21 protein-coding genes are annotated in these 26,649 nt (G+C 69.1%); 3 read left to right on the forward strand and 18 right to left on the reverse strand.

Annotated features, from left to right (window positions below):
* Nucleotides 1-180: 180 nt before the first annotated feature.
* The 14 genes from J7E87_RS13515 to uvrC form a co-directional block, all read right to left on the reverse strand.
* Nucleotides 181-1,758, reverse strand: a complete 1,578-nt coding sequence (locus J7E87_RS13515; RefSeq protein WP_215093471.1) for a PH domain-containing protein — start codon at nucleotides 1,756-1,758, stop codon at nucleotides 181-183.
* Complete coding sequence (locus J7E87_RS13520) at nucleotides 1,755-2,249, reverse strand: PH domain-containing protein (RefSeq protein WP_215093473.1); 495 nt, start codon at nucleotides 2,247-2,249, stop codon at nucleotides 1,755-1,757. Before J7E87_RS13520 ends, J7E87_RS13515 begins: the two co-directional genes overlap by 4 nt.
* Before the next feature lie 4 nt (nucleotides 2,250-2,253).
* Entirely contained in the window at nucleotides 2,254-3,906 is a 1,653-nt protein-coding gene (pgi, locus tag J7E87_RS13525; RefSeq protein WP_215093475.1) for a glucose-6-phosphate isomerase, read from the reverse strand.
* 150 nt (nucleotides 3,907-4,056) lie between these two features.
* Nucleotides 4,057-5,268, reverse strand: a complete 1,212-nt coding sequence (locus J7E87_RS13530; RefSeq protein ID WP_215093477.1) for an MFS transporter — start codon at nucleotides 5,266-5,268, stop codon at nucleotides 4,057-4,059.
* A 110-nt stretch (nucleotides 5,269-5,378) separates the two neighbouring features.
* Entirely contained in the window at nucleotides 5,379-5,714 is a 336-nt protein-coding gene (locus J7E87_RS13535; protein ID WP_003957010.1) for an RNA polymerase-binding protein RbpA, read from the reverse strand.
* A 110-nt stretch (nucleotides 5,715-5,824) separates the two neighbouring features.
* A complete protein-coding gene (gene secG, locus J7E87_RS13540; protein ID WP_215093480.1) occupies nucleotides 5,825-6,055 on the reverse strand; it encodes a preprotein translocase subunit SecG in 231 nt (76 codons plus the stop codon).
* Nucleotides 6,056-6,161: 106 nt separating this feature from the next.
* Complete coding sequence (tpiA, locus tag J7E87_RS13545) at nucleotides 6,162-6,950, reverse strand: triose-phosphate isomerase (protein WP_215093482.1); 789 nt, start codon at nucleotides 6,948-6,950, stop codon at nucleotides 6,162-6,164.
* A gap of 6 nt (nucleotides 6,951-6,956) precedes the next feature.
* On the reverse strand, nucleotides 6,957-8,168 hold the full coding sequence (gene pgk, locus J7E87_RS13550) for a phosphoglycerate kinase (RefSeq protein WP_215093484.1): 1,212 nt from the start codon (nucleotides 8,166-8,168) through the stop codon (nucleotides 6,957-6,959).
* 103 nt (nucleotides 8,169-8,271) lie between these two features.
* On the reverse strand, nucleotides 8,272-9,276 hold the full coding sequence (gene gap, locus J7E87_RS13555) for a type I glyceraldehyde-3-phosphate dehydrogenase (protein ID WP_215093486.1): 1,005 nt from the start codon (nucleotides 9,274-9,276) through the stop codon (nucleotides 8,272-8,274).
* A gap of 180 nt (nucleotides 9,277-9,456) precedes the next feature.
* Nucleotides 9,457-12,402 carry a M14 family metallopeptidase gene (locus J7E87_RS13560; protein ID WP_215093488.1) on the reverse strand — a complete coding sequence of 982 codons (2,946 nt, stop codon included), beginning with the start codon at nucleotides 12,400-12,402 and terminating at the stop codon, nucleotides 9,457-9,459.
* A gap of 176 nt (nucleotides 12,403-12,578) precedes the next feature.
* Nucleotides 12,579-13,568, reverse strand: a complete 990-nt coding sequence (gene whiA, locus J7E87_RS13565; RefSeq protein ID WP_215093490.1) for a DNA-binding protein WhiA — start codon at nucleotides 13,566-13,568, stop codon at nucleotides 12,579-12,581.
* Nucleotides 13,559-14,593 (reverse strand): uridine diphosphate-N-acetylglucosamine-binding protein YvcK, encoded by a 1,035-nt coding sequence (gene yvcK / locus J7E87_RS13570; protein ID WP_215093491.1) that lies wholly within the window; start codon nucleotides 14,591-14,593, stop codon nucleotides 13,559-13,561. The genes whiA and yvcK overlap by 10 nt, the downstream gene beginning before the upstream one ends.
* Nucleotides 14,590-15,528 (reverse strand): RNase adapter RapZ, encoded by a 939-nt coding sequence (gene rapZ / locus J7E87_RS13575; RefSeq protein ID WP_215093493.1) that lies wholly within the window; start codon nucleotides 15,526-15,528, stop codon nucleotides 14,590-14,592. The genes yvcK and rapZ overlap by 4 nt, the downstream gene beginning before the upstream one ends.
* Complete coding sequence (uvrC, locus tag J7E87_RS13580; RefSeq protein ID WP_215093495.1) at nucleotides 15,525-17,495, reverse strand: excinuclease ABC subunit UvrC; 1,971 nt, start codon at nucleotides 17,493-17,495, stop codon at nucleotides 15,525-15,527. Before uvrC ends, rapZ begins: the two co-directional genes overlap by 4 nt.
* A gap of 362 nt (nucleotides 17,496-17,857) precedes the next feature.
* Between uvrC and J7E87_RS13585 the strand changes: the two genes are divergently transcribed.
* Nucleotides 17,858-18,790 carry a hypothetical protein gene (locus tag J7E87_RS13585; protein WP_215093497.1) on the forward strand — a complete coding sequence of 311 codons (933 nt, stop codon included), beginning with the start codon at nucleotides 17,858-17,860 and terminating at the stop codon, nucleotides 18,788-18,790.
* A gap of 185 nt (nucleotides 18,791-18,975) precedes the next feature.
* On the opposite strand, the gene J7E87_RS13590 is transcribed toward J7E87_RS13585, so the two are convergent.
* Both J7E87_RS13590 and uvrA read right to left on the reverse strand, forming a co-directional pair.
* On the reverse strand, nucleotides 18,976-19,404 hold the full coding sequence (locus J7E87_RS13590; RefSeq protein ID WP_215093499.1) for a Rieske (2Fe-2S) protein: 429 nt from the start codon (nucleotides 19,402-19,404) through the stop codon (nucleotides 18,976-18,978).
* 394 nt (nucleotides 19,405-19,798) lie between these two features.
* On the reverse strand, nucleotides 19,799-22,843 hold the full coding sequence (gene uvrA / locus J7E87_RS13595; protein WP_215093501.1) for an excinuclease ABC subunit UvrA: 3,045 nt from the start codon (nucleotides 22,841-22,843) through the stop codon (nucleotides 19,799-19,801).
* Between the two features lie 199 nt (nucleotides 22,844-23,042).
* Here uvrA and J7E87_RS13600 point away from each other — a divergent pair, with 199 nt between their 5' ends.
* Together J7E87_RS13600 and J7E87_RS13605 are read left to right on the forward strand one after the other, a co-directional pair.
* On the forward strand, nucleotides 23,043-23,771 hold the full coding sequence (locus tag J7E87_RS13600; protein WP_215093503.1) for a maleylpyruvate isomerase family mycothiol-dependent enzyme: 729 nt from the start codon (nucleotides 23,043-23,045) through the stop codon (nucleotides 23,769-23,771).
* Between the two features lie 9 nt (nucleotides 23,772-23,780).
* The gene (locus J7E87_RS13605) at nucleotides 23,781-24,437 is read left to right on the forward strand and encodes an MBL fold metallo-hydrolase (protein ID WP_215093505.1); all 657 of its coding nucleotides are present in this window, start codon (nucleotides 23,781-23,783) and stop codon (nucleotides 24,435-24,437) included.
* 86 nt (nucleotides 24,438-24,523) lie between these two features.
* Here J7E87_RS13605 and J7E87_RS13610 read toward each other — a convergent pair whose 3' ends face one another.
* Both J7E87_RS13610 and J7E87_RS13615 read right to left on the reverse strand, forming a co-directional pair.
* Nucleotides 24,524-25,261, reverse strand: a complete 738-nt coding sequence (locus J7E87_RS13610; RefSeq protein WP_215093507.1) for an alpha/beta hydrolase — start codon at nucleotides 25,259-25,261, stop codon at nucleotides 24,524-24,526.
* A 181-nt stretch (nucleotides 25,262-25,442) separates the two neighbouring features.
* Nucleotides 25,443-26,450, reverse strand: coding sequence for a TerC/Alx family metal homeostasis membrane protein (locus J7E87_RS13615; protein WP_215093510.1), 1,008 nt, complete (start codon nucleotides 26,448-26,450; stop codon nucleotides 25,443-25,445).
* Between the last annotated feature and the right edge of the window lie 199 nt (nucleotides 26,451-26,649).

Raw genomic sequence — 26,649 nt, forward strand, 5'->3', positions numbered from 1 at the left:
GGGCTTGAAGTTCCGCCCGTCCGGCGGAACTTCCGAGAGCCCCGGCATAAGCCTCGCCCGCGATTGGGGCGCGGGGTCCGGAGCGGAGCCCCGACATTAAGCCTCGTCGGCGATTGAGGCGCGGGGCCCGGGGCGGAACCCCGACATAACCCCCGCCGATGCCCGGGTAACCGGACGCGGTCACACAGGGATCGTCGCCCCGACCTCGGCCGAACCGCACCCCTCCGTCTCGTCGCCCCGTATGAGGAACGGCTCCAGCAACCCCGGCACCGCGTCGGACGCGAACGCCAGCCCCTCGCTCTCCCCCGCGTCGTACACCGAATACGCCCCCGCCCCCGCTGCCGTCGTCGCGGTCAGCGTCAGCAACCCGGCCCGGCGCTGGAAGACCGACTGCTTCACCGTCCAGCCGATGACCCCGCCCCGCTGCAGCGCGACCGTCGCGCGGCGGACCGTGCCGGAGCGAGCCACCAGATACGCGCCGCTGATGCCGTGCCCCAGACTGCGGTACGCATCCAGGGCGAAGATCACCGCGGCCGGCAGCGCCACGACCGCGCACGCCGCCGCGATGTACAGCAGAACCGAAGTGAGCCAGGCGCCCAGAACCGTCAGCACTACCAGCGGCAACAGCGCCGATGCCAGCGCCCGGCGCAGCCGCCGGGTGCGCGCCGCCTGGGGGTGGGCGGTCAGACGGGCGGCGCTCGTCGGCGCCACAGGCTCGCGCAGCACCTGCGCGGCCACCTCGTCCGCCACCATCCGCGGGGCCGGCGGCAGCAGCACCTTCAGATCGGCGTGCTTGTCCTGCTCGTCGTCGGCGAGGCCGGTGGCGACCGCGTCCACCCGCGCCGCGCCGAGCAGCCTGACGCCGAGTGGCTCGACGAGTTCGACACCGCGCAGGCGGCGCTCCTCTATGGAGATCGAGCGCGCGGTGAACAGGCCACGCCGCACTCGCAGGGTGCCGCCCGGCTCGCGCTCCAGACGGTAGTTCCACCACATCTCGACCCACAGGCCGATCGCTCCGACGACTCCGGCGGCCACGGCCGCGACGACGATCAGCACGAGCGTCAAGGCGATGGAGGTGTCCTGGAACCGGTCCCCCACCCAGTCGATGACCTTGCGCTGCGCCCCGAACCACTCGCTGACCTGCATCACACCGCCGACCGCCGCGCCGCCGAGCAGCGGGGCGACAAAGCTGACCGGGGCGTACCGGATCCAGGACGGATCGAGGGCAGCGAGGTCCCCCTCCCGGTGGGTACCGGGAGCGGTCGTCGCCGTCCGGGCCAGCAGCTGCGTACGCAGCCGCTCGCCCTCGGCCTTGCTGACCGGGTCGAGTTCAAGCGTGGACTCGCCCCCTGCGTGCTCGCCCGTGCCGATACGCACCTTGACCAGGCCGAGAACGCGCAGCAGCGGGTTGGCGGACAGGTCGACGCTTCGGACGCGCTCGCGGGCCAGCGAACGGCGTTTGACCAGGAGCAGTCCGGTGTGGAGCTCGGCGCGATCGAGGCCGATGCGGTAGCGCGTCCGGCGCCACCGTACGTAGTCCGCGGCTGCGCCCGCCGCGATCAGCAGCACGGCACCGGCCAGCACCCAGCCGAACGCCTGCCCGAGCGGCATCCCTCCGGCGAGGCCGAGCGTGGTGGGCAGCGCCGCACCTGCCGCGACCCCAGCCATGACGAAGGCGGTGACGAGCACGGTGCGCTTGTCGAGCCGCCGCCACTCCCCCTCGGCCACCGGCTCCAGCTCCGGTTCGGCCGAGCTCATGTCGCGTCCCCGGGTATGGCCCGGGTGATCCGGGTCAGCTGCTCCGCGAGCTGCGCGGCCTGCTCATGGTCGAGCCCCTCGATCTTGATCGCGCCCTTGGAGGACGCGGTGGTGACGATGACCGTGGCGAGCCGGAACGCCTGCTCCAGCGGCCCGCGCATCGTGTCAACGGTCTGGATCCTGGACATGGGCGCGATCCGCCATTCCTGCCAGAACGCCCCCGTACGGACGTAGACCGCCTCGTCCGTGACCTCCCAGCGGTGCACCCTGAACCACCAGTTGGGGAGGAAGAGGGTGCAGGCCAGGCCCAGCACCGCCAGTACGGCGGCCGGCGTCAGCAGCCACAGCCGGGCCGGCCCGATGAGCAGGCCCAGTACGGCGAGCAAGGTCACGGGAATCGCGGTAGCCAGCAGCAACTGCACCCGCCACCAGCCGACCACCCGTTCGTTCAGTGTGCTGTTCGGCGGCCTCAGCCTCACCCCCTCCTCCATCGGCTCAACGACCCCGCAGCGTGCGGTACTTGGTCACCAGCGTCGAGGTCGAGTTGTCCAGCTGCTCAGCGCCCGTTCCCTCGGTCAGCACCGGCTCGATCTTCTTGGCCAGCACCTTGCCGAGCTCCACGCCCCACTGGTCGAAGGAGTCGATGTTCCAGACGGCGCCCTGGACGAACACCTTGTGTTCGTAGAGCGCGATCAACTGGCCGAGCACGGACGGCGTGAGCTCGGTGGCGAGGATCGTGGTCGTCGGACGGTTGCCCTCGAACGTCTTGTGCGCCACCAGTTCCTCCGGCACACCCTCCGCCCGGACCTCCTCCGGAGTCTTCCCGAAGGCGAGCGCCTGCGGCTGAGCGAAGAAGTTGGCCATCAGCAGATCATGCTGAGCGACCAGACGGGCCGGCAGATCCCCGACCGGCGTGGCGAAGCCGATGAAGTCCGCCGGGATGAACTTGGTGCCCTGGTGCAGCAACTGGTAGTAGGCGTGCTGCCCGTTGGTGCCGGGCGTGCCCCAGACAACCGGACCGGTCTGCCATTCGACCCGGTTGCCCTCGCGGTCCACGGACTTGCCGTTGGACTCCATGTCCAGCTGCTGGAGATAGGCGGTGAACTTGCTCAGATAGTGGGAGTAGGGCAGCACCGCATGCGACTGCGCGTCGAAGAACTCGCCGTACCAGACGCCCAGCAGGCCGAGCAGCATCGGCGCGTTGGCCTCGGCCGGAGCCGTACGGAAGTGCTCGTCGACCAGGTGGAAGCCGGCGAGCATGTCGCGGAATCGGTCCGGGCCGATCGCGACCATCAGCGAGAGGCCGATCGCGGAGTCGAAGGAGTAGCGCCCGCCGACCCAGTCCCAGAACTCGAACATGTTCGCCGTGTCGATGCCGAAGTCGGAGACCTTCTCGGCGTTCGTGGACAGCGCCACGAAGTGCTTGGCGACGGCATCCTGACCGGCCTTCAGCCCGGTGAGCAGCCATTCACGGGCGGAGGTGGCGTTGGTGATGGTCTCGATGGTGGTGAACGTCTTGGAGGCGATGATGAAGAGCGTCTCGGCCGGGTCCAAGTCCCTTACGGCCTCGTGCAGATCGGCCCCGTCGACGTTCGACACGAAACGGAACGTCAGATCGCGCGCGGTGTAGGCGCGCAGCGCCTCGTACGCCATGGCCGGGCCCAGGTCTGAGCCGCCGATGCCGATGTTCACCACGTTCTTGATGGCCCTGCCGGTGTGGCCGGTCCATTCGCCCGCCCTGACACGGTCGGAGAAGGCGGTCATCTTGTCGAGCACGGCGTGCACCGCCGGCACCACGTTCTCGCCGTCGACCTCGATCACGGCGTCCCGCGGGGCGCGCAGCGCCGTGTGCAGGACGGCGCGGTTCTCGGTGGTGTTGATCTTCTCGCCGCGGAACATCGCGTCCCGCAGTTCGGCGACCTTGGTGACAACGGCCAGCTCGCGCAGCATCGCCAGCGTCTCGTCGGTCACCAGGTGCTTGGAGTAGTCGAGGTAGAGATCGCCGACCTGGAGGGTGTACCGGCTGCCGCGCGCCTGGTCGGCTGCGAACAGCTCGCGCAGATGCGTCTGTCCCAGTTGCTCACGGTGCTTGCCGAGAGCAATCCATTCGGGCGTCTGATTGAGCCTGGTACGGCCTTCTGCGTTCACAGAGATTCACCTCGCGTGGACGGTCGGTTCAGCCCCGCTGACCTGCTTTTCGGCCGGGGGTCCGGGGGTTGTCCCCCGGGAAGACACAGCATCTTGGACATCAGCCCGATTCTTCTCATACCTGCCTGCGTGCCCCGCTGCGTATCCAACCTAATTGATCAGCGGGGCAAGAGACGCGACTGCCGGAATGAACAGTCCGGCCGCCAGCAAGGCGGGGGTGTTCGGCCCCCAGGCGGCCGCCGCCGCTCCGCCGAGCAGCGCGCCGAGCGGAGTGCCGGCGATCGCGAGCGTACGGAAGGCGGAGTTGATCCGGCCCAGCAGCTGCGCCGGGCTGCGCTCCTGGATCAACGTCGTCTGGTTGACGTTCCACACCATGCCCATGACCGCGAACACCGCCATCGCGGCGATCGTGACCCATAGCGCGCGCACGGACCCCATGGCGACCAGGCATCCGGTCTGCACAAGGCCGGCGGCGAACACGCTCCGTATTCGTCCGAACCGGTCGGCCAGCCTGCGGGCAAGCAGGCCGCCCGCCAGACTGCCGGCCCCGAAGGCCGTGATCACGGCCGCGTATCCGCCGGGCCCCGCACCGAGCCAGCCGGTGACATGGACGACGAGGGTGGCGATGAGCGCGCCCATGCCGATGTTGCAGAGTGCGGTGGCGATGCAGAGCCCGCGCTGTGCGCGATCCCGCCACAGAGTGCGCAGCCCTTCGGCGATCTCCCCGCGCAGGGTGCTCCCGGCCGGTCCGGGCTCCCGCTGCGGCGCCCCGACGCGAAGGGATGCCACAAGCGCCGCCGCCACGGCATAGGTGGCCGCATCCGCCGCGTACGGCATGGCGGCGCCCACGACGAGCAGCACCGGAACCAGGGGCGCGGCGACAAAACCCCCGACGATCTGCTGTGCGGTCATCAGCCGGGCATTGGCGCTGGTCAGCGCCTCGGCCGGCACCAGCGAGGGCAGCAGGGCCGTCGCAGCGTTGTCGAAGAGCGTCTGGAGCGTGGTGAGGGCGAAGGCCAGCGCCAGCAGCAGTGCGATGGATCCCAGGTCCAGCCATACCGCGCCGGCGAAGCCCGCCATCAGCAGGCCGCGCAGCAGGTCGACGGCCCACATCGCCCGCCGCTGGTCCACCCGGTCTGCGACCGCGCCACCGAGCAGGCCGAACAGCAGCCACGGCAGATAGCCGCACGCCGTCACAGAGGCGATGAGCAGGGGATCGTCGGTCAGCGAGGCGGCGAGCAGCGGCATCGCGGCGGTTCGCAGCGAGTCGCCGAATTTGGACACGACGGCGGCCGTCCACAGCCGTCCGAACCCTCCGCGCCACGCGGGTGTTCGCGTCCGCACCGCTTCGGTCGCCGTCACAACGTCCCCCCTACGGTGCCTTGATTCAAAAACCGTAGAGGGTGCCACTGACAATCAGCCGCGAACGCACTCCGGCCGGACGCCCACAGGCATCCGGCCGGTCACAACTTCTAGATTTCGCCCCGCAGTTTCGCGAGCGCCTCGGCGAGGATCGCCTCGCCGTCCGCGTCGCTGCGCCGCTCGCGTACATAGGCGAGGTGCGTTTTGTACGGCTCGGTGCGCGGCGGGTCCGGCGGATTGTCCCGGTCCTGTCCGGCCGGGAACCCGCAGCGAGGACAGTCCCAAGTATCCGGAACCTGTGCGTCGCTGGCGAAGCTCGGCTGCGTCTCGTGCCCGTTCGAGCACCAGAAGGAGATGCGCAGGCGCGGCGCGGACTCGCCCCGCTCGGCCTCACCCATCGGCCCCGCTCCGACCCGGCTTCCCCGGATCGCGTTGCCACTTGCCACGGTCGTAACTCCCTGCGTGATGGTGCTCGAAGATGCCCCAGTCTACGTAAGGCCCAACGTGCGTCCAGTGATTGGAGTTACACCCCGCACCGAGACGCTGACGGCACGGGTCAGCTGTCCAGCTTCATCAGCAGCCCAAGTACGACAATGCACGCAAACCACAGCAGACCGACGACCACCGTGATGCGGTCGAGGTTGCGCTCGGCGACCGAGGAGCCGCCTACTGAGGACTGCATACCGCCACCGAACATGTCGGAGAGGCCGCCGCCCTTTCCCTTGTGCATCAGCACCAGCAGCATCATCAGCAGGCTGAAGACGATCAGGGCGATCGAGAACCCCATAATCACGGCTGGACCAACTTCCTCGGACTGAAATGGACAACGGGGGCCCGGGCTCGGAAAGCCTCAGGCCCCCGCAAGGGTACGACGGATCCGCGCTACCGCATACTTACTGGTCGCGGAACCGGACGATCTTGACGAACTCGTCCGCGTCCAGCGCCGCGCCACCCACCAGAGCACCGTCCACATCGGGCTGCGCCATGATCGCGGCGACGTTCCCGGACTTCACCGAGCCGCCGTACTGGATGCGGATCTTGTCGGCCAGCTCCGGGGAGTACAGCTCGGCAAGACGCCCGCGGATCGCACCGCAGACCTCCTGCGCGTCCTCGGGGGTGGCGACCTCGCCGGTACCGATGGCCCACACCGGCTCGTACGCGATCACGATCGACTCGGCCTGCTCGGCCGGGATGTCCTTGAGGCTCCCCTCGAGCTGACCGAGGGTGTACGGGACCTGCTGGCCGGCCTTGCGGATGTCCAGACCTTCGCCCACGCAGAGGATCGGGGTCATGCCGTGCCGGTAGGCAGCCTTCACCTTGGCGTTACAGAGCTCGTCGGTCTCGGCGTGGTACTGCCGGCGCTCGGAGTGACCCACGATGACGTAGGTGCACTTCAGCTTGGACAGCATCGAGCCCGAGACCTCGCCGGTGTACGCGCCGGAGTCGTGCGCGGAGACGTCCTGCGCGCCGTACTTGATCTTGAGCTTGTCGCCGTCGATCAAGGTCTGGACAGACCGCAGGGCGGTGAAGGCCGGCATTACGGCGACCTCTACGGCCTCGTAGTCCTTGTCCGACAGGGCGAAAGCGAGCTTCTGGACATGGGCGATGGCCTCGAGGTGGTTGAGGTTCATCTTCCAGTTGCCCGCCATCAGCGGCGTGCGGCCCTTTTCAGGAGCAGTCATTAAAGGTCAGTCCTCCAGTGCGGCGAGGCCGGGAAGCGTCTTGCCCTCGAGATACTCGAGGCTCGCGCCGCCACCGGTCGAAATGTGGCCGAATGCCTTCTCGTCGAAGCCCAGGATCCGGACGGCCGCGGCGGAGTCGCCACCGCCGACGACGGAGAATGCCGGGGAATCGACGAGCGCCTGGGCTACGGCTCTGGTGCCCTCGGCGTAGTCGGGGTGCTCGAAGACGCCCATCGGACCGTTCCAGAAGACGGTGGCCGCGTCGGCGAGCTTCGATGCGTACAGCTTGCGGGTCTCGGGACCGATGTCCAGACCCTCCTGGTCGGCCGGGATCGCGTCCGCGGCCACGACGGACGGGTTGGCCGGAGCCTTCGTCTTCAGGTCCGGAAACTCGGGCGAGACCAGGACATCGAGGGGGAGCACGAACTCCACGCCCTTCGCCTTGGCCCGCTCCAGGTACTCCCGGACCGTCGGGATCTGGTCCTCCTGGAGCAGCGAGATGCCGACCTCGTACCCCTGGGCCTTGAGGAAGGTGTACGCCATGCCGCCGCCGATCAGGATGCGGTCGGCCTTCTCCAGGAGATGGTCGATGACACCGAGCTTGTCGGAGACCTTGGCGCCGCCGAGCACCACGACGTACGGGCGCTTGACGTCCTCGGTGAGCTTCTTCAGGACGGCGACCTCGGTGGCGATGAGGTAGCCGGCGGCGTGCGGCAGGCGGGCCGGGAGGTCGTACACCGAGGCGTGCTTGCGGTGTACGGCGCCGAAGCCGTCGCCCACGTACAGATCGGCGAGACCGGCGAGCTGATCGGCGAAGGCGCCGCGCTCGGCGTCGTCCTTGCTGGTCTCACCGGGGTTGAAGCGGAGGTTCTCGATGACGGCGACGTGGCCGTCTGCGAGGCCCGCGACGACTGCCTTGGCCGACTCGCCGACGGTGTCGGCGGCGAAGGCGACGTCGGCGCCGAGCAGTTCACCGAGCCGCGCGGCCGCGGGGGCGAGCGAGAAGGCAGGGTCCGGGGCACCCTTGGGGCGGCCCAGGTGGGAGGCGACGACGACGCGCGCGCCCGCCTCGGCGAGCTTGGTGACGGTCGGCAGTACGGCGCGGATACGGCCGTCGTCGGTGATCCTGGTGCCGTCGAGCGGCACATTGAGGTCGGCGCGGACGAATACCCGCTTGCCTGCGACCCCTTCGGCGAGAAGTTGGTCGATCGTCTTCATGCGTACGGCTCCTCAGAGGGCTGGGACGTGCGACAGGGCTCGAACCGCGCTGCGTTGCGCTGCCCGAGCCCTGTCGCTCACATCGTGGTGCTCTCGTTACAGATCAGAGCTGGCCGCCGACGAAGACCGTGAGGTCCACGAGGCGGTTGGAGTAGCCCCACTCGTTGTCGTACCAGCCGATGACCTTGACGCTCTTGCCCTGGACCATGGTCAGGGAGGAGTCGAACGTGCAGGAGGCGGGCCAATTGACGATGTCCGAGGAGACGATCGCGTCCTCGGTGTAGTCCACGATGCCCTTGAGCTGGCCCTCGGCCGCCTTCTGGAACGCGGCGTTGACCTCGTCCTTGGTGACCTCGCGCTCCAGCTCGATGACGAGGTCGGTCACGGACCCGGTGGGGACCGGGACGCGCATCGCGATGCCGTCGAGCTTGCCCGCCAGCTCCGGGATGACCAGCGCGGTGGCCTTAGCGGCACCGGTGGTGGTCGGGATGATGTTCTCGGCGGCGGCGCGGGCGCGGCGCAGGTCCGAGTGCGGGAAGTCCAGGATGCGCTGGTCGTTCGTGTACGCGTGGACCGTGGTCATCATGCCCTTGACGATGCCGAAGTTCTCCAGGAGAACCTTGGCCATCGGCGCCACACAGTTGGTGGTGCAGGAGGCGTTGGAGATGACGTGGTGGTTGGCCGCGTCGTACTTGTCCTGGTTGACGCCCATCACGATGGTGATGTCCTCGTTCTTGGCCGGAGCCGAGATGAGGACCTTCTTGGCGCCGCCGGCGATGTGCTTCTCGGCGTCCGCCTTCTTGGTGAAGATGCCGGTCGACTCGATGACGATGTCGACGCCGAGCTCCCCCCACGGAATATCTGCGGGGTTGCGCTCGGAGAGCACCTTGATGGTGCGGCCGTCGACCGTGATCGTGTCGGCGGTGTGAGTCACCTCGGCCTTGAGACGGCCAAGGATGGTGTCGTACTTCAGCAAGTGGGCCGTGGTCGCAGTGTCACCCAGGTCGTTGACAGCCACGATCTCGATGTCTGCACCCTGCTCCAGCAGCGCGCGGAAGTAGTTACGACCGATGCGGCCAAAGCCGTTGATGCCTACGCGGATCGTCACGAACCGATCTCCTCGTTGGTACGCCGGTTTTAGACGCCGGCGAGTTGTATGGGATGTCCCCGACCGCCTACGACCCTACCCCCCTGAGGGCCTCGGAGTGACATCGAGTGGCTCCGTGCGTGGCACGGCGGTCCGTACCCCTCAGTAGGGGCGACGGAGCGCCGTTCCGGCTACGCAGCGTCAGTGCCTCAGTGCGCTGAGAGCCTTTCCGATGAGCTGCTTGCGGTCGGCCGCACCGGGCACATGCTCCAGGCCGAAGCCGATGAGCACGGTGTCCCGGGTGGTGACGGCAGCCTGGGAGTGGAAGAGCGCCTGGGCACGCGCCCAGTCGCCGGTGTTGCCGGGGCTGCCGGCCGGCGGTCCCGCCACGGCCCACGGGCCGAGTGAGGTCTCGAAGCTCTCGGGACCCTGCGGGGTGCCGCCGACCACGAGCTTGGTGTCGTCGACGAATACCCCGGTCCCGCCGGTGCCCGGGTCCGTGACGTACGAGATGGCGATCTCGACCTGCTTGCCCGCGTAGGCGCTGAGGTCGACGGAGACGGGCTGCCAGCCGTTGGAGGAGCCGGTGAAACGGTTCCAGGCGCCGCTGCTGCCGGTCGCCGTGCAACCGGTGTCATTGACGGTCAGGTAGTGCGCGAGGAAGGGGTGACCTTCGACGTAGTAGCCCTCCTCGCACTGGACGGGCACCTGGGTGGTGGTGCCGCCGTTGGCGTCCGGCAGGGTCGTCCAGTCGTCCTGGCCGACCGTGTGCGCCTCGACGACGACATTGTCGAAGCCGCGCTCGGTGTCGTGGCTGAGCTGGAACTGCAGGCCCGGCCCGGCTCCGGCCGCCGTGCCGGTCAGATCCACGGTGCGCGACAGCCGCATGTATGCGTCGTCCTCGTGCTTCGCGGCCGCGAACCAGGAGCCGTCGGCCGGTTCGAACGGGGTGCGGATGCCTGGATAGTCGCCCGCGGAGGCGCTCTTGAACTGCGGGAACTGGTCCGGCTTCAGGGTGTCCGAGGTGATCGTGTACGCCCCGGCCAGATCGAGCGGGTTCCCGGGCGCGGCGGCGAGTGAGGCCTTCGCACCCGCGAGCTTTCCGGTGCCCGCGAAGGAGAACGGGGACTTCAGCCCGACGCGGTTGTACGCGCCGAGGTAGTACTGCGCGAAGTCGTTGGAGTCGGCCCCGCCGAGGTCGACGTCGCCGCCGGCCAGCTCACCGGCGTTGATCAGCTTCCCGCCCTCGTTGAGGTAGTCCCGTACGGCGGCCGTGGTCGCCGCGGAGGGCTGTCCCGCGCCGGTGTACCAAATGACCGTCTCGAAGTGACCGAGCACGCCGAGGGCGTCGGGGACGCCCTGGGTTACGACGTCCCAGACCGCGGCCCGGTGGCCGTTGTCCGCGAGGGCCTTGGTGTACGCGGCGGTGTTCTGCGCCGGGGCGGTGCCGCCCTCCTCGGCGATCACCAGCGTGTCACCGCGCGGCCGTTCGGCGACCGTGTAGGTGAAGTGCTCGCTGGAGGTGGGTCTTCCGGCCTTGGTCTCACCGGTGAACCAGACCTCGACCTTGTCGCCGACGTCGCCGTCCTGCACCTTGGCGCGGTACTCGTCGAAGCGGATGTTGTCCTCGCCGCCGTAGACCTCTCCGCCCTTCCAGGCCCTGAGCGTCTGGTCGTGCGTACGGCCGCCGTTGACGCGGTACTTGAGTTCCTTGTCGCGTACGGACTTGCGCGCGATGACGGAGACTTCCTGGTCGCCGCCGCGGGCGTAGGAGGTGGTGAAGGCGTCGGGGGTGAAGTCAGCGGCCTTCAGGCCGAGCGAGGAGGACGGCTGGTCGGGGTGGGCCGCGGTCTCGGCGACGGAGAGCGCGAAGGGGATGTTCTTGGCGAACTCCTGCTGGATCAGCTTCTCGTCGTCCGGGAAGGTGAAGACGGACGCGCAGTCGGCGGCGTTCCAGGGGTCGTTGGGGTCGATCCTGGAGACGGTGGCGCAGGTCGACATCTCCGGGGTGTACATCATCATCCCGTTGACGTTGGCCGCGTGGCCGTCGGCCTCACCGTTGGTGGTGTACAGCTCGGAGGAGACCTGGGGGCGGTAGCCGGGGATGGCCGAGTTCTGGGGGCTGCCGGCGAGCGACTCGTACAGGACGTCGTCGGGCGTCGGGGTGGCGACCTGCCAGCCGACCCCGTACAGGAGCAGTTGGGCCGCGGAGTGGTAGTTGATGCCGTACGCGAAGCCGATGCGCTTTTGGAAGGCGTCGAGCGCCCTCGTCTCGGGCTCGGACGCCGGGCCGGTGCCGCGGTAGGTCTCGGAGGCCGGGTCGGGGGACGAACCCTCGTTGTCGTAACCCCACTTGTAGGTGAAGTTGCGGTTGAGGTCGACGCCGTCGCCGGGGGCGGTCTTGCCGTCGCCGTTGTTGTCGCGGAGGTTCTTGCGCCACTGACGCTCGGCGGTGCCCTTGAACGTGTAGTCGTAGCCGTCGGGGTTGGCGGACAGGACGAACCACAGTTCGGTGGAGTCGACGATCTTCGTGATCCGCGGGTCCTTGCCGTAGCCCGCGAGGTAATGGTGCATCAGCCGGCGGGTCATCTCCGGGGTGATCCACTCGCGGGCGTGCTGGTTGGACAGATACAGCGTGGCGGGCTTGGAGCCGTCCTTGTGCTTCTTGGCGCCCTTGCTGATCTTGAGAGCGAGGATGTCCTGGCCCCCCAGGGTCTTGCCGATGCTGACGACCTTGGTGAGGGCGGGGTTGGCCTGTTCGGTGGCGAGGATCTCTCGCTTCAGGCCGCTCTCGCCGCTGTACGGGCGAAAGACGCCGTCGCCCGCGGCGGCCACGCGCTTTTCGGCCGTGGCCGAGACGGTGTGCTCGGTGATGCCGATGCCCTGCTCGCGCAGTTCGCCGGCCTGCTGTTCGGTGAGGTAGAGCTCGACGGTGGCGGTGCCCTTGTCGGGCACCTGCTCGGTCAGTTCATGCCCGTCGGCGCCCGCCGCGAGGATCAGCGGGACCTGGGCCTTGGTGACCTTCGCGTGCCATACGGAGAGTCCGTCGTCGTCACCCCCCTGTTGGGCCTGGGCGATCGGTGCGGCCGCCAGTCCGGCCATCAGCAGTGAAGCCGCGGCGAGGATCGATCTCGCTCTGCGTCTCATAAGCGCCCCTTGCTGTTGTGTGCCACGAAAGTGGACAGACGCCAGGCTCATGACACTTCATGATCATGTCAAGAGCATACAAACAGACATAACGCGCCGCTGTCGGCACCGGGAAGGCGCCGACAGCGGTGGGTGATTCATCGAGGTGAACATTCAGCCGGGGACTCTGCCGCGGCTCAGCCGACGAGACCGTCGGCCATTTCCTCGGTGAGATTGGACTCCGTACCCGGAATGCCCAGATCCTGGGCCCGCTTGTCGGCCATCGCAAGCAGCCGGCGGATACGGCCCGCGACGGCGTCCTTGGTCAGCGGCGGGTCGGCCAGCGCGCCGAGCTCCTCGAGCGAAGCCTGCTTGTGCTCCATCCGCAGCCGGCCGGCCGCGGCGAGGTGCTCGGGCACCTCCTCCCCCAGGATCTCCAGCGCGCGCTGCACCCGGGCGCCCGCGGCGACCGCGGCGCGCGCCGAGCGGCGCAGGTTGGCGTCGTCGAAGTTGGCGAGGCGGTTGGCGGTGGCGCGCACCTCGCGGCGCATCCGCCGCTCCTCCCAGGCCAGCACCGACTCGTGTGCCCCAAGTCGGGTCAGCAGCGCGCCGATCGCGTCCCCGTCGCGCACGACGACGCGGTCCACGCCGCGTACCTCGCGCGCCTTGGCGGCGATGGAGAGCCGACGGGCCGCGCCGACCAGAGCCAGAGCTGCCTCAGGGCCGGGGCAGGTGACCTCCAGCGAGGAGGAGCGGCCCGGCTCGGTGAGCGAGCCGTGTGCCAGGAACGCGCCGCGCCAGGCGGCCTCCGCGTCACAGGTGGCGCCGGAGACGACCTGCGGGGGCAGCCCCCGGATCGGGCGGCCCCGGCCGTCGACGAGGCCGGTCTGGCGGGCCAGCTGGTCGCCGCCGGCCACCACCCGTACGACGTAACGCGAGCCGCGGCGAAGTCCGCCGGGCGCCATGACCATCAGCTCGGAGCTGTGCCCGAAGATCTCCAGGATGTCCCGCTTCAGCCGGCGCGCCGCGATGCCGGTGTCCAGCTCCGCCTCGATCACGATGCGGCCGCTCACCAGGTGCAGCCCGCCCGCGAACCGAAGGATCGCCGAGACCTCCGCTTTTCTGCAGCAGGTCCGGGTGACGGGAAGCCGGGAAATTTCGTCCTTCACCGCTGCCGTCATCGCCATGGGCCGATCCTTCCATGCATCCGAAAAATACGGTCGTACGCGGCGGCCAACAGCTCCGGATCATGCTTCGGAACGCCATCGGGCGAGGCCACGGGGGCCAGCTCGACCGCGGCGCCGAGCCGCTTGGCGGCGTCGGCGAGGGACTCACGGTCGGGCACGGCGGCCTCGTCGGCCAGCACCACGTCCAGGGCGAGTTTAGGCGCGTGTCGTCCCAAAACCTCCAAATGACGCTGCGGTGAGAAGCCATCTGTTTCGCCGGGCTGCGGAGCGAGGTTGAGGGCGAGGACCCGGCGGGCCTTCGTCTGGATCAGCGCGTCCAGCAGCTCGGGCACGAGCAGATGCGGAATCACCGAGGAGAACCAGGAACCCGGGCCGAGCACCACCCAGTCGGCGTCAAGGACGGCGGCGACGGCCTCCGGGACAGCGGGCGGGCTGTGCGGGACGAGGTGCACGGACTGCACCTCGCCAGGGGTGAGCGCGACGGTCGCCTGGCCGCGCACGGTTTCCAGTTCGTTCGGGCGGGCCGGGTCGTGGCCCCGTACCAGCGCCTGCAGCTCCAGTGGGACGGCGGACATCGGCAGCACCCTGCCGTGCGCGCCGAGCAGCTTGCCGACCAGGTCCAGGGCCAGGACATGGTCGCCGAGTTGCTCCCACAGGGCCACTATCAGCAGATTGCCGACCGCGTGCTCGTGCAGGTCGCCCTTGGACTGGAAGCGGTGCTGGATCACCCGGGCCCAGGTCTGGCCCCAGTCGTCGTCGCCACACAGCGCGGCGAGCGCCTTGCGCAGGTCACCGGGCGGCAGCACGCCGAGCTCGTCGCGGAGCCGGCCGCTGGAGCCGCCGTCGTCTGCGACGGTGACGACCGCGGTGAGGTCGCCGGTGATACGGCGCAGGGCCGTGAGCGACGCGGACAGGCCCATGCCGCCGCCGAGCGCCACGACCTTGGGCTGCGCGCCGCGCTTCCGCCCGGTCGGGGCGTGCGTGGACCTGCGCAACCGCCGCAGACGGAGGTTACGTCCGGTCACTCGCGCCCCAGGTCCCGGTGGACGACGACGGTCTCGATCCCCGCGGAGGAGAGCCGGGCGGCGAGCTTCTCGGACGTGGCGACGGAGCGGTGCTTGCCGCCGGTGCAGCCGACCGCGATGGTCACGTACCGCTTGCCCTCGCGGCGGTAGCCCGCGGCGATCAGCTGGAGCAGCTCGGTGTAGCGGTCGATGAACTCCTTGGCGCCGGGCTGGTTGAAGACGTAGTTCGACACCTCTTCGTTGAGACCGGTGAACGGACGCAGCTCCGGGACCCAGTGCGGGTTCGGCAGGAAGCGCATGTCGACGACGAGGTCCGCGTCGACCGGCAGTCCGTACTTGAATCCGAACGACATCACCGTGGCCCGCAGCTCCGGCTCCTCGTCGCCCGCGAACTGGGCGTCCATCTTGGCGCGCAGCTCATGGACGTTGAGGCTGGAGGTGTCGATCACCAGGTCCGCGTCGCCGCGCAGCTCGCGCAGCAGGTCGCGCTCGGCCGCGATGCCGTCGACGATCCGGCCGTCGCCCTGCAGAGGGTGGGGCCTGCGGACCGACTCGAAGCGGCGGACCAGGGCTTCGTCGGAGGACTCCAGGAAGACGACCCTCCGGGTGACCTGCTTGGAGTCCAGGTCGGCGAGGGACTGGCGCAGGTTGTCGAAGAACCGCCGGCCGCGTACGTCGACGACGACGGCGATCCGGGCGACATTGCCCTGCGAGCGTGCGCCGAGCTCCACCATGGTGGGGATCAGCGCGGGCGGCAGGTTGTCGACGACGAACCAGCCGAGGTCCTCCAGACACTTCGCGGCCGTGCTGCGCCCGGCACCCGACATTCCGGAGATGATCACCAGCTCGGGGATCGCCGCGTCCGCGGCCCCGCCGGGCTCGGTGGTGGTGCCCGTACTCACGTCTGCTGCTCCGTCTCCATCGTGCTCAGTCATTTCCTGCTGCCCCCGTCGTTCTCTTCAATGATCTCTCCTGTTGCCGTATTCACGGCAGGGGCGGCCGGAGCCGCCTGGGCGAGGGCCACCACGACGGACTCCGCCGTCTTGCGGCCCATGCCTGGAACCTCGCAGATCTGGTCGATTGTCGCCTGCTTCAGCCGCTTCACCGAGCCGAAATGCTTGATCAGCGCCTGTTTGCGGGCGTCGCCGAGACCCGGGACCGCGTCCAGCGGGCTGGTCCTGAGGCGCTTGGTCCGCTTGGAGCGCTGGTAGCGGATGGCGAAGTCGTGAGCTGTGTCACGGACCCGCTGAAGGAGATACAGCCCCTCGCTCGAGCGTGGCAGGACAACAGGATCGTCGTCGTTCGGCAGCCAGACCTCTTCGAGGCGCTTGGCCAGTCCGCAGACGGCGACATCGTCGATGCCGAGGTCGTCGAGGGCGCGCCTGGCGGCGGCCACCTGCGGCTGTCCGCCGTCCACGACGACGAGCTGAGGCGGATATGCGAAGCGCTTGGGCCTGCCGTCGTCTTCCGGGGCGTCGTCGCCGATCCACTCGCCCGTCCTGTCCTTCTCCGCCAGATACCGCTTGAAGCGGCGGGTGATCACCTCATGCATCGAGCGGACGTCGTCCTGGCCCTCGAAGCCCTTGATCTGGAATCGGCGGTACTCGCTCTTGCGCGCCAGCCCGTCCTCGAAGACGACCATGGACGCCACCACGTCCTCGCCCTGGAGGTGCGAGACGTCGAAGCACTCGATCCGCAGCGGCGCCGTGTCCAGGCCGAGGGCCCCGGCGATCTCCTCCAGGGCGCGCGAGCGGGTGGTGAGGTCGCTGGCGCGCTTGGTCTTGTGCAGGGCGAGCGCATGCACGGCATTGCGCTGGACCGTCTCCATCAGGTCCTTCTTGTCTCCGCGCTGAGGAATGCGGAGCGAGACGTGCGAGCCACGCCGGTCGCTCAGCCACAGGCTCACCGCGTCGCTGTCCTCGGGGAGGGCGGGGACGAGGACCTCCTTGGGGACGGCGTCGCCGCGCTCCTCTCCGTACAACTGCTGGAGCGCGTGCTCGACGAGGCCGGCGGTGTCCACGGCCTCGACCTTGTCGGTGACCCAGCCGCGCTGGCCGCGCACCCGGCCGCCACGGACGTGGAAGATCTGCACGGCGGCTTCGAGCTCGTCCTCGGCGACGGCGATCAGGTCGGCGTCGGTGGCGTCCGCGAGCACGACGGCGTTCTTCTCCATGGCCCGCTTGAGGGCCTCTATGTCGTCGCGCAGCCGGGCCGCCTTCTCGAACTCCATCTCCTCGGAGGCCGCCATCATCTCCTTCTCCAGACGGCGGATGTACGTGCCGGTGCGGCCGGCCATGAAGTCGCAGAACTCCTCGGCCAGTTCACGGTGTTCCTCGGGGGTGACCCGGCCCACGCAGGGCGCGGAGCACTTGCCGATGTAGCCGAGCAGACAGGGGCGGCCCTTTTGCTGGTGGTTCCTGAGGACGCCGGCCGAGCAGGTGCGTACGGGAAAGACCCGCAGCATCAGATCGACGGTCTCGCGGATCGCCCACGCGTGGCCGTAGGGACCGAAGTAGCGCACGCCCTTCTTCTTGGCGCCACGCATCACCTGGACCCGCGGGAAGTCCTCATTGAGGGTGACCGCGAGATACGGATAGCTCTTGTCGTCGCGGTACTTGACGTTGAACCGCGGGTCATACTCCTTGATCCAGGTGTATTCCAGCTGGAGCGCCTCGACCTCGGTGGAGACCACCGTCCACTCCACGGAGGCCGCCGTGGTGACCATGGTGGCGGTGCGCGGGTGGAGAGTCGCCACGTCCTGGAAGTAGTTGGCCAGGCGTTGGCGCAGGCTTTTGGCCTTCCCCACGTAGATCACCCGGCGGTGTTCGTCGCGGAATCTGTAGACCCCCGGCGAGTCGGGGATCTGTCCCGGCTTGGGGCGGTAGCTGGAGGGGTCTGCCATGTCGACCAGCCTACTGGCGGGCTGTGACAGGCGGGGCCGCGTCCGGCCCTCGTACGGCCCCGCCCGGACCCCGCGCCTCAATCGCGGACGGGGCTTCATCGGATCCCATTGGGGGTCCCCGACGAAGGCGGACGCGTCGGACCGGGGATGGCGGGTGGCGTCCGGACGCGACGGCTGAGCATCAGTCCTTGTCGGAGGCGGGTCAACACGCTTCAATGCGGGGTGACACGGCGCTGTGAACGCTGCGGCCGGGATGTGAACACCTCCGTCCCGCTCCACCTGGACGCCTGTCGCCGCCCACCCACAGCGGCTCGCCCCAGTCGTGAACGTTCACTCATAACCCGCGAGCCGCTGGAGGAACCATGGGGCACACCGAGGCCGATCTGGCACAGGTGCTGCACACCGGCCCGTTCCATCTGGCGCTGCGCGCCGCCCTCGCCGTGCGCGGGCTGCCGCTCCAGCGCGTCCAGCACCATCTCGCGCACCGCGGGATAAAGGTGGGCGTGACCAGCCTCAGCTATTGGCAGCAAGGCGCGCGCCGCCCGCAGCGCCCCGAGTCGCTGCGGGCCGTGCGTGCTCTGGAGGACCTGCTCGAACTGCCCGGCAACTCGCTGATCCGACTGCTCGGTCCCGGCGAAGGCGGCGTGCGAACCGATGCCGAGCGCCCCGCCACACGCTCTTACCGCTCGCTGTTGGAGGCCTCCGGCGCGGTGGAGCGGCTGCTTGCCGACCTGGAGTCACCTGCCGACGGCGGTCTGCACACGGTCGGCCACCACGAGCGGGTGCGGATCGGGGCGGGGCGCGAGCTGCTGGGGCGCGATTCGGCGCATGTCGTACGTGCCCACCGCGACGGAATCGACCGCTATCTGGCCATCCACCACGGCGATCCGGGCTTCGATCCCGCGCGGGTGGAGGTCAGCGCGCTGGAGAACTGCCGCACGGGGCGGGTGCGGTGGCACCGGGAGACCGGGGTGCTGATCGCGGAGCTGCTCTTCGACGCCCGGCTGCGCGCGGGTGAGACGTATCTCTTCGGCTACGGCTTCGAGGACGGGACCGGCGGGCCGAGCGAGGAGTACATCCGCGGCTTCAGCTTCGCGGGCGGGCAGTACGTCCTACAGGTGCGCTTCGACGAGGGTGCGCTGCCAGTGCGATGCCGGCGGTTCGCGCAGGCCACGACGGGAGCGCCGCGCGGGGCCAGGACGGATCTGGCGCTGAGCGGCCGGCACCGCACGGTCCATCTGGTTGAGCAGGGTGTACGTCCGGGGATCCTGGGGATCGACTGGTCCTGGGACTGACGCTCGCTTCGGCAGCCGGGGCTGAAGCCCGCTTCGGCGGCCGGGGCTGAAGCCGCTTCGGCGGCTGGGACTGAAGCCGCTTCGGCGGCTGGGACTGAAGCCGCTTCGGCGGCTGGGACTGAAGCCGCTTCGGCGGCTGGGACTGAAGCCGCTTCGGCGGCTGGGACTGAAGCCGCTTCGGCGGCTCACGCCTCCGGGCCGGCGACGAGCTTGCCGCCCTCGGCCTTGATCGGTACCTCGGGGAGCGGCACGGTCGCCGGGCCACGGAGCGCCTTGCCGGTGGTGACGTCGAAGCGGCTGCCGTGGCAGGGGCAATTGCCTTCGGTGCCCTCGACCTTGTCGATGAGGCAGCCCGCGTGCGTGCACTGCGCGCTGAAGGCCTTGTACTGGCCCTTGGCGGGGCAGCTCACGACCAGGCGCTGCTCGCGGTAGAGCTTGGCTCCGCCGACCGGGACGGCGTCGGCCGAGCCGAGATCGACGGGCGCGGTCGGGGTGGGGTTCTCGGCGTGGCCGAGCTTCGAGTCGGTGGAGCAGGCCGCGACCCCAAGCCCTGCCGCCCCGGCGAGGGCGGCGCCTTTCAGCACGGTGCGGCGGGCGGCTGGCTGGCCGGACATGGAGGCTCCACAACGTGCGAGTGCGGGACAGGTGACAGACCCGACGATACCGGCGGAGACCGGCGGCCCTGCTGGCGGGCTCCCTGCCGCCCCTCACAAGCCAGGGGTCACGTTCTCGCCGTGATCGTCGTCGCCGGAGAATCCTTCATCGACCTGGTCCCGACGCCCTGGACGGCCTGGGCGCGGAGGGGTGGCACGACGTGCTGCACTTCGCGTCCCGGGCGGCCGGGGTGACCTGCTCCCGCACGGGGCGCCGAGCCGCCGTACGCGGCGGAACTGGACGGCTGACGGCTGACGGCTGACGGGAGAAGCCGGGGGCCGTCCGGCGGCCGGTTCGTCCTTAGGTCTCCCCGGACTCGTCCGGGGAGACCTAAGGACACGGCGGTGACCGGCGTCAGGCCTTACGCGCCCGGCCGGTTCGCACCGTCGCCGTCTTCTTGGCCGGGCCGGCCTTCGCGGCGACCGCGTTCTTCGCCGCCGCGGTCTTCGTCGGGCCGGCCTTCACGGCGACCGCGTTCTTCGCCGCTGCGGTCTTGTTGGCCGCCGCCTTCTTCGGGGCCTTGCGTGCCGCGGGCACCATCGCGTCGCTGATCCGCTCGGCGTCCAGAATGTCCCGCAGGAACTTGCCGGTGTGGCTGGTCGGCACCCCGGCGACCTGCTCGGGGGTGCCCTCGGCGATGACCAGGCCGCCGCCGTTGCCACCCTCCGGGCCCATGTCGACGACCCAGTCCGCGGTCTTGACGACATCGAGGTTGTGCTCGATCACGATGACCGTGTTGCCCTTGTCGACCAGGCCGGACAGCACGTTGATCAGCTTGCTGATGTCCTCGAAGTGCAGTCCGGTCGTCGGCTCGTCCAGGACGTAGACCGTGCGGCCGGTGGAACGCTTCTGGAGCTCCGAGGCCAGCTTCACGCGCTGGGCCTCGCCGCCCGAGAGCGTCGGCGCGGACTGGCCGAGCCGCACATAGCCGAGGCCCACCTCGTGGAGGGTCTTCAGATGACGGGCGATCGTCGGGACGGCCCCGAAGAAGTCCAGCGCCTCCTCGATCGGCATGTCCAGCACCTCGGCGATGGACTTGCCCTTGTAGTGGACCTCCAAGGTCTCCCGGTTGTAGCGCGCTCCGTGGCAGACCTCGCACGGGACGTACACATCCGGCAGGAAGTTCATCTCGATCTTGATGGTGCCGTCGCCCGAGCAGTTTTCGCAGCGGCCGCCCTTGACGTTGAAGGAGAACCTGCCGGGGAGGTAGCCCCGGACCTTGGCCTCCATCGTCTCCGCGAAGAGCCTGCGGACATGGTCGAAGACGCCCGTGTACGTCGCCGGGTTGGAGCGCGGCGTACGCCCGATGGGCGACTGGTCGACATGCACCACCTTGTCGACGAGGTCGTCGCCCTCGACCCGGGTGTGGCGGCCCGGCACCGACTTGGCGCCGTTCAGCTCGCGGGCCAGATGCGTATAGAGGATGTCGTTGACCAGGGTCGACTTGCCGGAGCCCGAGACACCGGTGACCGCCGTGAGCACACCGAGCGGGAACGAGACGTCGATGTCGCGCAGGTTGTTCTCACGCGCGCCGTGGACCGTGAGCTGACGGGTCGGATCCACGGGCCGGCGGATGTCGGGCATCGCGATGGACCGCTTCCCGGAGAGGTACTGCCCGGTCACCGAGTCCTTGTTGGCGAGAAGATCCTTCAGCGAGCCGCTGTGCACGACCTCGCCGCCGTGCTCGCCGGCGCCAGGGCCGATGTCGACGACCCAGTCCGCCACCTTGATGGTGTCCTCGTCGTGCTCGACGACGATGAGCGTGTTGCCCATGTCACGCAGCCGGACCAGGGTCTCGATGAGCCGGTGGTTGTCGCGCTGGTGCAGTCCGATGGACGGCTCGTCCAGTACGTACAACACGCCGACGAGACCGGAGCCGATCTGGGTGGCGAGCCGGATGCGCTGGGCTTCGCCGCCGGAGAGCGTGCCGGCCGCGCGGTTCAGCGAGAGGTAGTCGAGGCCCACGTCGAGCAGGAACTTCAGCCGTTCGTTGACCTCCTTCAGCACCCGCTCGGCGATCTTCTTGTCGCGGGCGCTCAGCCGCAGCTCGCCCAGGAAGTCCGCACAGTCGCTGATGGACATCGCGGCGACCTCGGCGATGGACTTATCCATCAACGTGACCGCGAGGACGATCGGCTTCAGCCGGGTGCCCTGACAGGTCGGGCAGGGCACCTCGCGCATATAGCCCTCGAAGCGCTCCCTGCTGGAATCGCTCTCGGCCTCGGAGTGCCGCCGCTTGACGAACTGGACGGCCCCCTCGAACGCGGGGGTGGTGTACGCCCGCTCGCGTCCGTATCTGTTGCGGTAGCGGACCTCGACCTGGGTCTTGTGACCGTGGAGCAGGGCCTTCTTGGCGCGCTGCGGCAGCCCGGCCCAGGGCATGTCGGTGGAGAAGCCGATGGCCTGGGCGAGACCGCCGATCAGCCGCCCGAAGTACTCCTTGGTGTGGCCGTGCGACCAGGGGTGGATCGCGCCCTCGTCGAGGGACTTCTCCTCGTCCGGGACGATCAGCTCGGGGTCCACCTCCATGCGCGTGCCGATGCCGGTGCAGTCGGGGCAGGCGCCGAACGGTGAGTTGAAGGAGAAGGAGCGTGGCTCCAACTCCTCGAAGGACAGGTCGTCGTACGTGCAGTAGAGATGTTCCGAGAACATCCGCTCACGCTCGGGGTCGTCCTCGGCGAGGTCGACGAAGTCGAGCACGACCATGCCGCCGGAGAGCCCGAGCGCGGTCTCGACCGAGTCGGTCAGCCGGCGCTTGGCGCTGTCCTTGACGGTGAGGCGGTCGACGACCACCTCGATGGTGTGCTTCTCCTGCTTCTTCAGCGCGGGCGGCTCGGCGAGCTGGATCGTCTGTCCGTCGACCCGCGCCCGGCTGTATCCCTTGGTCTGGAGGTCGGCGAAGAGGTCGACGAACTCGCCCTTGCGCTCGCGCACGAGGGGCGAGAGGACCTGGAAGCGGCTGCCCTCGGGCAGTTCCAGCACCCTGTCGACGATGGCCTGCGGCGACTGGCGCGAGATGGGCCGGCCGCACTCCGGGCAGTGCGGCTTGCCGATACGGGCGTATAGCAGCCGGAGGTAGTCGTAGACCTCGGTGATGGTGCCGACCGTCGAGCGCGGGTTGCGCGAGGTCGACTTCTGGTCGATGGAGACAGCCGGGGAGAGGCCCTCGATGAAGTCGACGTCGGGCTTGTCCATCTGGCCGAGGAACTGCCGGGCGTATGACGAGAGGGACTCGACGTACCTGCGCTGCCCCTCGGCGAAGATCGTGTCGAACGCGAGGGACGACTTGCCCGACCCGGAGAGCCCGGTGAACACGATGATGGAGTCACGCGGGAGGTCGAGCGAGACGTTCTTCAGGTTGTGCTCGCGAGCGCCACGAACGATGAGACGGTCGGCCACGCCGGACCTTTCTTGAGAGAAACGGAGGGGGCACAGCCCCCGTCCCAGACTATGGGGGCCGTCGGATCGTTTGGATTCCAAGCTGTGAAATCTCTGCTGCTACCAGGATGCCTCCACCGAGCCTATAGCACGCACATTCGAATTACGGCCACGCTCTGACACCTTCACCCGATCGAGTGCCGGGGCTATCGTCGGCCCCATGATCGAACCCATGCGTGACCTGGCCTCGGTACGCGAAGCCACCGATCGGCTCCTCGGCGCAGCCGCCGGAATGGACGACTCCGGGGCCGCCGCACCGTCCCGGCTCCCGGGCTGGAGCCGCGGCCATGTGCTGGCGCACCTCTCCCGTAACGCTGACGCGCTCGAAAATGTTCTCGAGGGCCGCCCGATGTATCTGAGCGCCGAGGCGCGCGAGGCGGACATCACGCGGGACGCGCACCGCCCGCTCGCCGCCCAGCTCGCCGACGTACGCGAGAGCGCCGCCCGTTTCATGGCCGCGTGCGCGGGTCCCGCCGACTGGAGCCGCACGGTCGAGCTGCGCAACGGCGTCACGGACGCCGCGGCCCGCATCCCCTTCCGCCGGCTCGTCGAGGTCGAGCTGCACCACGTCGACCTCGGCATCGGCTACGAGCTGGAGGACCTGCCGGAGGAGTTCACCGACCGGGAGATCGCCTTCCTCGCCCAGCGCTTCTCCGGGCGCGCGGACGTCCCGCCGACCCGCATCGTGGCGGCCGCCAAGACCTCCGCCGACGGCTCGGCCGAGGACTTCGGCAAGCACTCCGGCGAGTGGCACACGGGCGGCACCGAGGGCGCCCCGGTGACGGTCACCGGCCCGGCCCCCGCCCTGCTCGGGTGGCTCGCCGGCCGCCGCGACGGGGCGGATCTGGACACTGCGGGAGGCCTGCTTCCGGCACTGCCCCCGCTATAGGCTGAACCCATGACGTACAGCGGAGTGGTGAAGGTCGGCGGCGGCGCAGATGTGCACGAACTCCCAGACCTGATGATCTCCAAGGTCGCGGTCGGGCCGATGGACAACAACTCCTATCTGCTGCGCTGCCGGGCCACCGACGAGCAACTGCTGATCGACGCGGCCAATGAGCCCGAGACGCTCCTGACGCTGATCGGCGACGACTCCATCGCGTCCGTCGTCACCACGCATCGCCACGGCGACCACTGGCAGGCGCTGGCCGACGTCGTCCGCGCGACCGGTGCCCGCACCTACGCCGGCCGGTACGACGTCGAAGGCATCCCCGTTCCGACGGACGTGCCCGTCGAGGACGGGGACACCATCCGAGTGGGCCGCGTCGAACTGACCGCCCGCCATCTCGTGGGGCACACGCCCGGCTCGATCGCCCTGATCTACGACGACCCGCACGGCCACCCGCACGTTTTCACAGGTGACTGCCTCTTCCCCGGCGGGGTGGGCAACACCCGCAAGGATCCCGAGGCCTTCGCGAGCCTGATCAACGACGTCGAGACGAAGCTCTTCGGCGCGCTTCCGGACGAGACGTGGGTCTACCCGGGGCACGGCAAGGACACGACGCTGGGCAACGAGCGGCCGCATCTGCCGGAGTGGCGCAAGCGCGGCTGGTAAGCGCACTCGTCCCTTACTCGCAGTTCCTGCTCGCGGTTCTTGCTCGCGTCTTGCGCATTCGTTCCGTGCTGTCGTACGCCGCCGGGTCAGTTGCCGTCCGCTGACGGGACGTCGCTCGGCCCGAAGTCGCCGAACCTGTCGAAGTCGTCGAAGCTTTCCGACACCGCCGGCGGCAGAGGTCCCAGCCGCAGGAGCCCGGTGACCAGGCGGGCAGTGAGCGCGTGCCAGGAGCCGGCGCGGCGGAGCATCGCGTGGTCGCCGCCCGGCATCCGCAGCGCGCAGGACTCGGCGCCGGCGGCTCGGGCCGCGGCCGCGAGTTCCCAGGAGCCGCGTGGGTCGGTCACCCTGTCGCGGTCGCCGTGCACCAGCACGATGCGCTTGGCCTCCAGGTGTGCCACCGGCTCTCCGGCCGGGCACCAGGGGGCGAGGCCGACGACGGCCTCCACGAGGGGGTGGCTCGCGGCCCGCAGTGCGGCCCGGCCGCCCATCGAGTGGCCGACCAGGACGACCGGGACCGGCCCGGTGAGAAAGGCCAGTTCGTCAATGGCCCGCAGCGCGTCACGCGCGGCGTCGGCGCGTACGCCGTTCCAGCCGCGGTGGCGGTAGCTGACTCTGCCGAGCACCACATCGTGGTCGACCGTGGCCCGCGCGATCGCCCGGGCGAAGGGGCGCATCCGGACGCCGGGCAGGTTCCACCGCGTCGGCGGCTCCAGGGCGTCGGCGGTTCCGCCGTGCAGCAGCAGAACGGCGCCCTGCGGCGGCTCGGCGGCACGGTCGAGCCGCAGAGCGGGGGCGGGCTGCCGCCCCTCTTCCTGTACGCGCATGGGTGTTCACGTCCTTGCCGATTCGGGCCCGGCGCAATTCGATGTCGTCGCTGACACTGCCCGGCTGCGCTCCCGATCATGACGGAGCCCCGCTGTCCGCCCAAACCCCGCCCCGGCGCTGAGAGCGCTGTGCCATACGAAGATGGGTACGAAGGCCGGCACGAACGTCAGAACGTGAACGTCAAGCCTCGACGCTGTCCTTCTCCGCGTTCCCGGCCTTCTGCGCCGCCTCTGCCGCTTCCCGCTCCGCCGTCTTCTTCGAGGCGATCAGACTGGTGATCGTGGTGATGACCAGCACACCGCAGATGACCGCCAGCGAGAACGGAATCGATATCTCGGGAACATGCACCCCGCCCTCGTGCAGCGCGTGCAGCACCAGCTTGACGCCGATGAAGCCGAGGATCACCGACAGCCCATAACTGAGGTGGACCAGCTTCCTCAGCAGTCCGCCGATCAGGAAGTACAGCTGCCGCAGGCCCATCAGCGCGAAGGCGTTCGCGGTGAAGACGATGTACGGGTCCTGGGTCAGGCCGAAGATCGCGGGGATGGAGTCCAGCGCGAAGAGCACATCGGTGGTGCCGATGGCGAGCATGACCACCATCAACGGGGTCAGGACGCGCTTGCCGTTGTTGCGGATGAAGAGCTTGGTGCCGTGGTACTTGTCGGCGACTCCGAAGCGGTTCTCGATGGACTTGAGGAGGCGGTTCTCCTCGAACTCCTCTTCCTCCTCGTTGGAGCGCGCCTCCTGGATGAGCTTCCAGGCGGTGTAGATCAGGAACGCGCCGAAGATGTAGAAGACCCACGAGAAGCTGGCGATGATCGCGGCTCCGGCCGCGATGAAGACGGCGCGCAGGACGAGAGCGATCAGCACGCCGATGAGCAGCACCCGCTGCTGGAGGTGGGACGGCACCGAGAACTTCGCCATGATCAGGACGAAGACGAAGAGATTGTCGACGCTCAGCGACTTCTCGGTGATGAAGCCCGCGAAGAACTCTCCCGATGCCTGGCTCTCGCCGAATATCAGCAGGCCGAGGCCGAAGAGAGCGGCCAGGACGATCCAGACAACGGTCCAGACTCCGGCTTCCTTGATCGACACGTCATGAGGCTTGCGCCCGATGAAGAAGTCGATCGCGATCAGGGCGGACAGACCAAGAATGGTCAGCACCCACAGGGTCCATGAAACGTCCACTGCGCCTCCGGCGTCGTACGGCTACTGATCAGCGTCGTCGCTGCCGGAGGTCTCCTCCACCCAAGCGGCTCTGCCGCCACGGGCCGGCGACCCGGGACCGGTATCGGTCCGTACTGACGGGAACGCCGCAGCCGGGAGTACTCCCCTCCGCTCAAAGAAGCGTACAGGAATCCCCAAGAGAAGGTAAAGAGGTTGGTAA

Source organism: Streptomyces sp. ISL-1 (assembly GCF_018614585.1).
GTDB lineage: Bacteria > Actinomycetota > Actinomycetes > Streptomycetales > Streptomycetaceae > Streptomyces > Streptomyces maoxianensis.

Bases quoted from the DNA above. Each gene is read 5' to 3' on its own strand.
- J7E87_RS13515 (WP_215093471.1), bottom strand. From the start codon at position 1,758: ATGAGCTCGGCCGAACCGGAGCTGGAGCCGGTGGCCGAGGGGGAGTGG.
- J7E87_RS13520 (WP_215093473.1), bottom strand. From the start codon at position 2,249: ATGGAGGAGGGGGTGAGGCTGAGGCCGCCGAACAGCACACTGAACGAA.
- secG (WP_215093480.1), bottom strand. From the start codon at position 6,055: ATGGGGTTCTCGATCGCCCTGATCGTCTTCAGCCTGCTGATGATGCTG.
- tpiA (WP_215093482.1), bottom strand. From the start codon at position 6,950: ATGACTGCTCCTGAAAAGGGCCGCACGCCGCTGATGGCGGGCAACTGG.
- pgk (WP_215093484.1), bottom strand. From the start codon at position 8,168: ATGAAGACGATCGACCAACTTCTCGCCGAAGGGGTCGCAGGCAAGCGG.
- J7E87_RS13560 (WP_215093488.1), bottom strand. From the start codon at position 12,402: ATGAGACGCAGAGCGAGATCGATCCTCGCCGCGGCTTCACTGCTGATG.
- whiA (WP_215093490.1), bottom strand. From the start codon at position 13,568: ATGGCGATGACGGCAGCGGTGAAGGACGAAATTTCCCGGCTTCCCGTC.
- rapZ (WP_215093493.1), bottom strand. From the start codon at position 15,528: ATGACTGAGCACGATGGAGACGGAGCAGCAGACGTGAGTACGGGCACC.
- uvrC (WP_215093495.1), bottom strand. From the start codon at position 17,495: ATGGCAGACCCCTCCAGCTACCGCCCCAAGCCGGGACAGATCCCCGAC.
- J7E87_RS13585 (WP_215093497.1), top strand. From the start codon at position 17,858: ATGGGGCACACCGAGGCCGATCTGGCACAGGTGCTGCACACCGGCCCG.
- J7E87_RS13590 (WP_215093499.1), bottom strand. From the start codon at position 19,404: ATGTCCGGCCAGCCAGCCGCCCGCCGCACCGTGCTGAAAGGCGCCGCC.
- J7E87_RS13600 (WP_215093503.1), top strand. From the start codon at position 23,043: ATGATCGAACCCATGCGTGACCTGGCCTCGGTACGCGAAGCCACCGAT.
- J7E87_RS13605 (WP_215093505.1), top strand. From the start codon at position 23,781: ATGACGTACAGCGGAGTGGTGAAGGTCGGCGGCGGCGCAGATGTGCAC.
- J7E87_RS13610 (WP_215093507.1), bottom strand. From the start codon at position 25,261: ATGCGCGTACAGGAAGAGGGGCGGCAGCCCGCCCCCGCTCTGCGGCTC.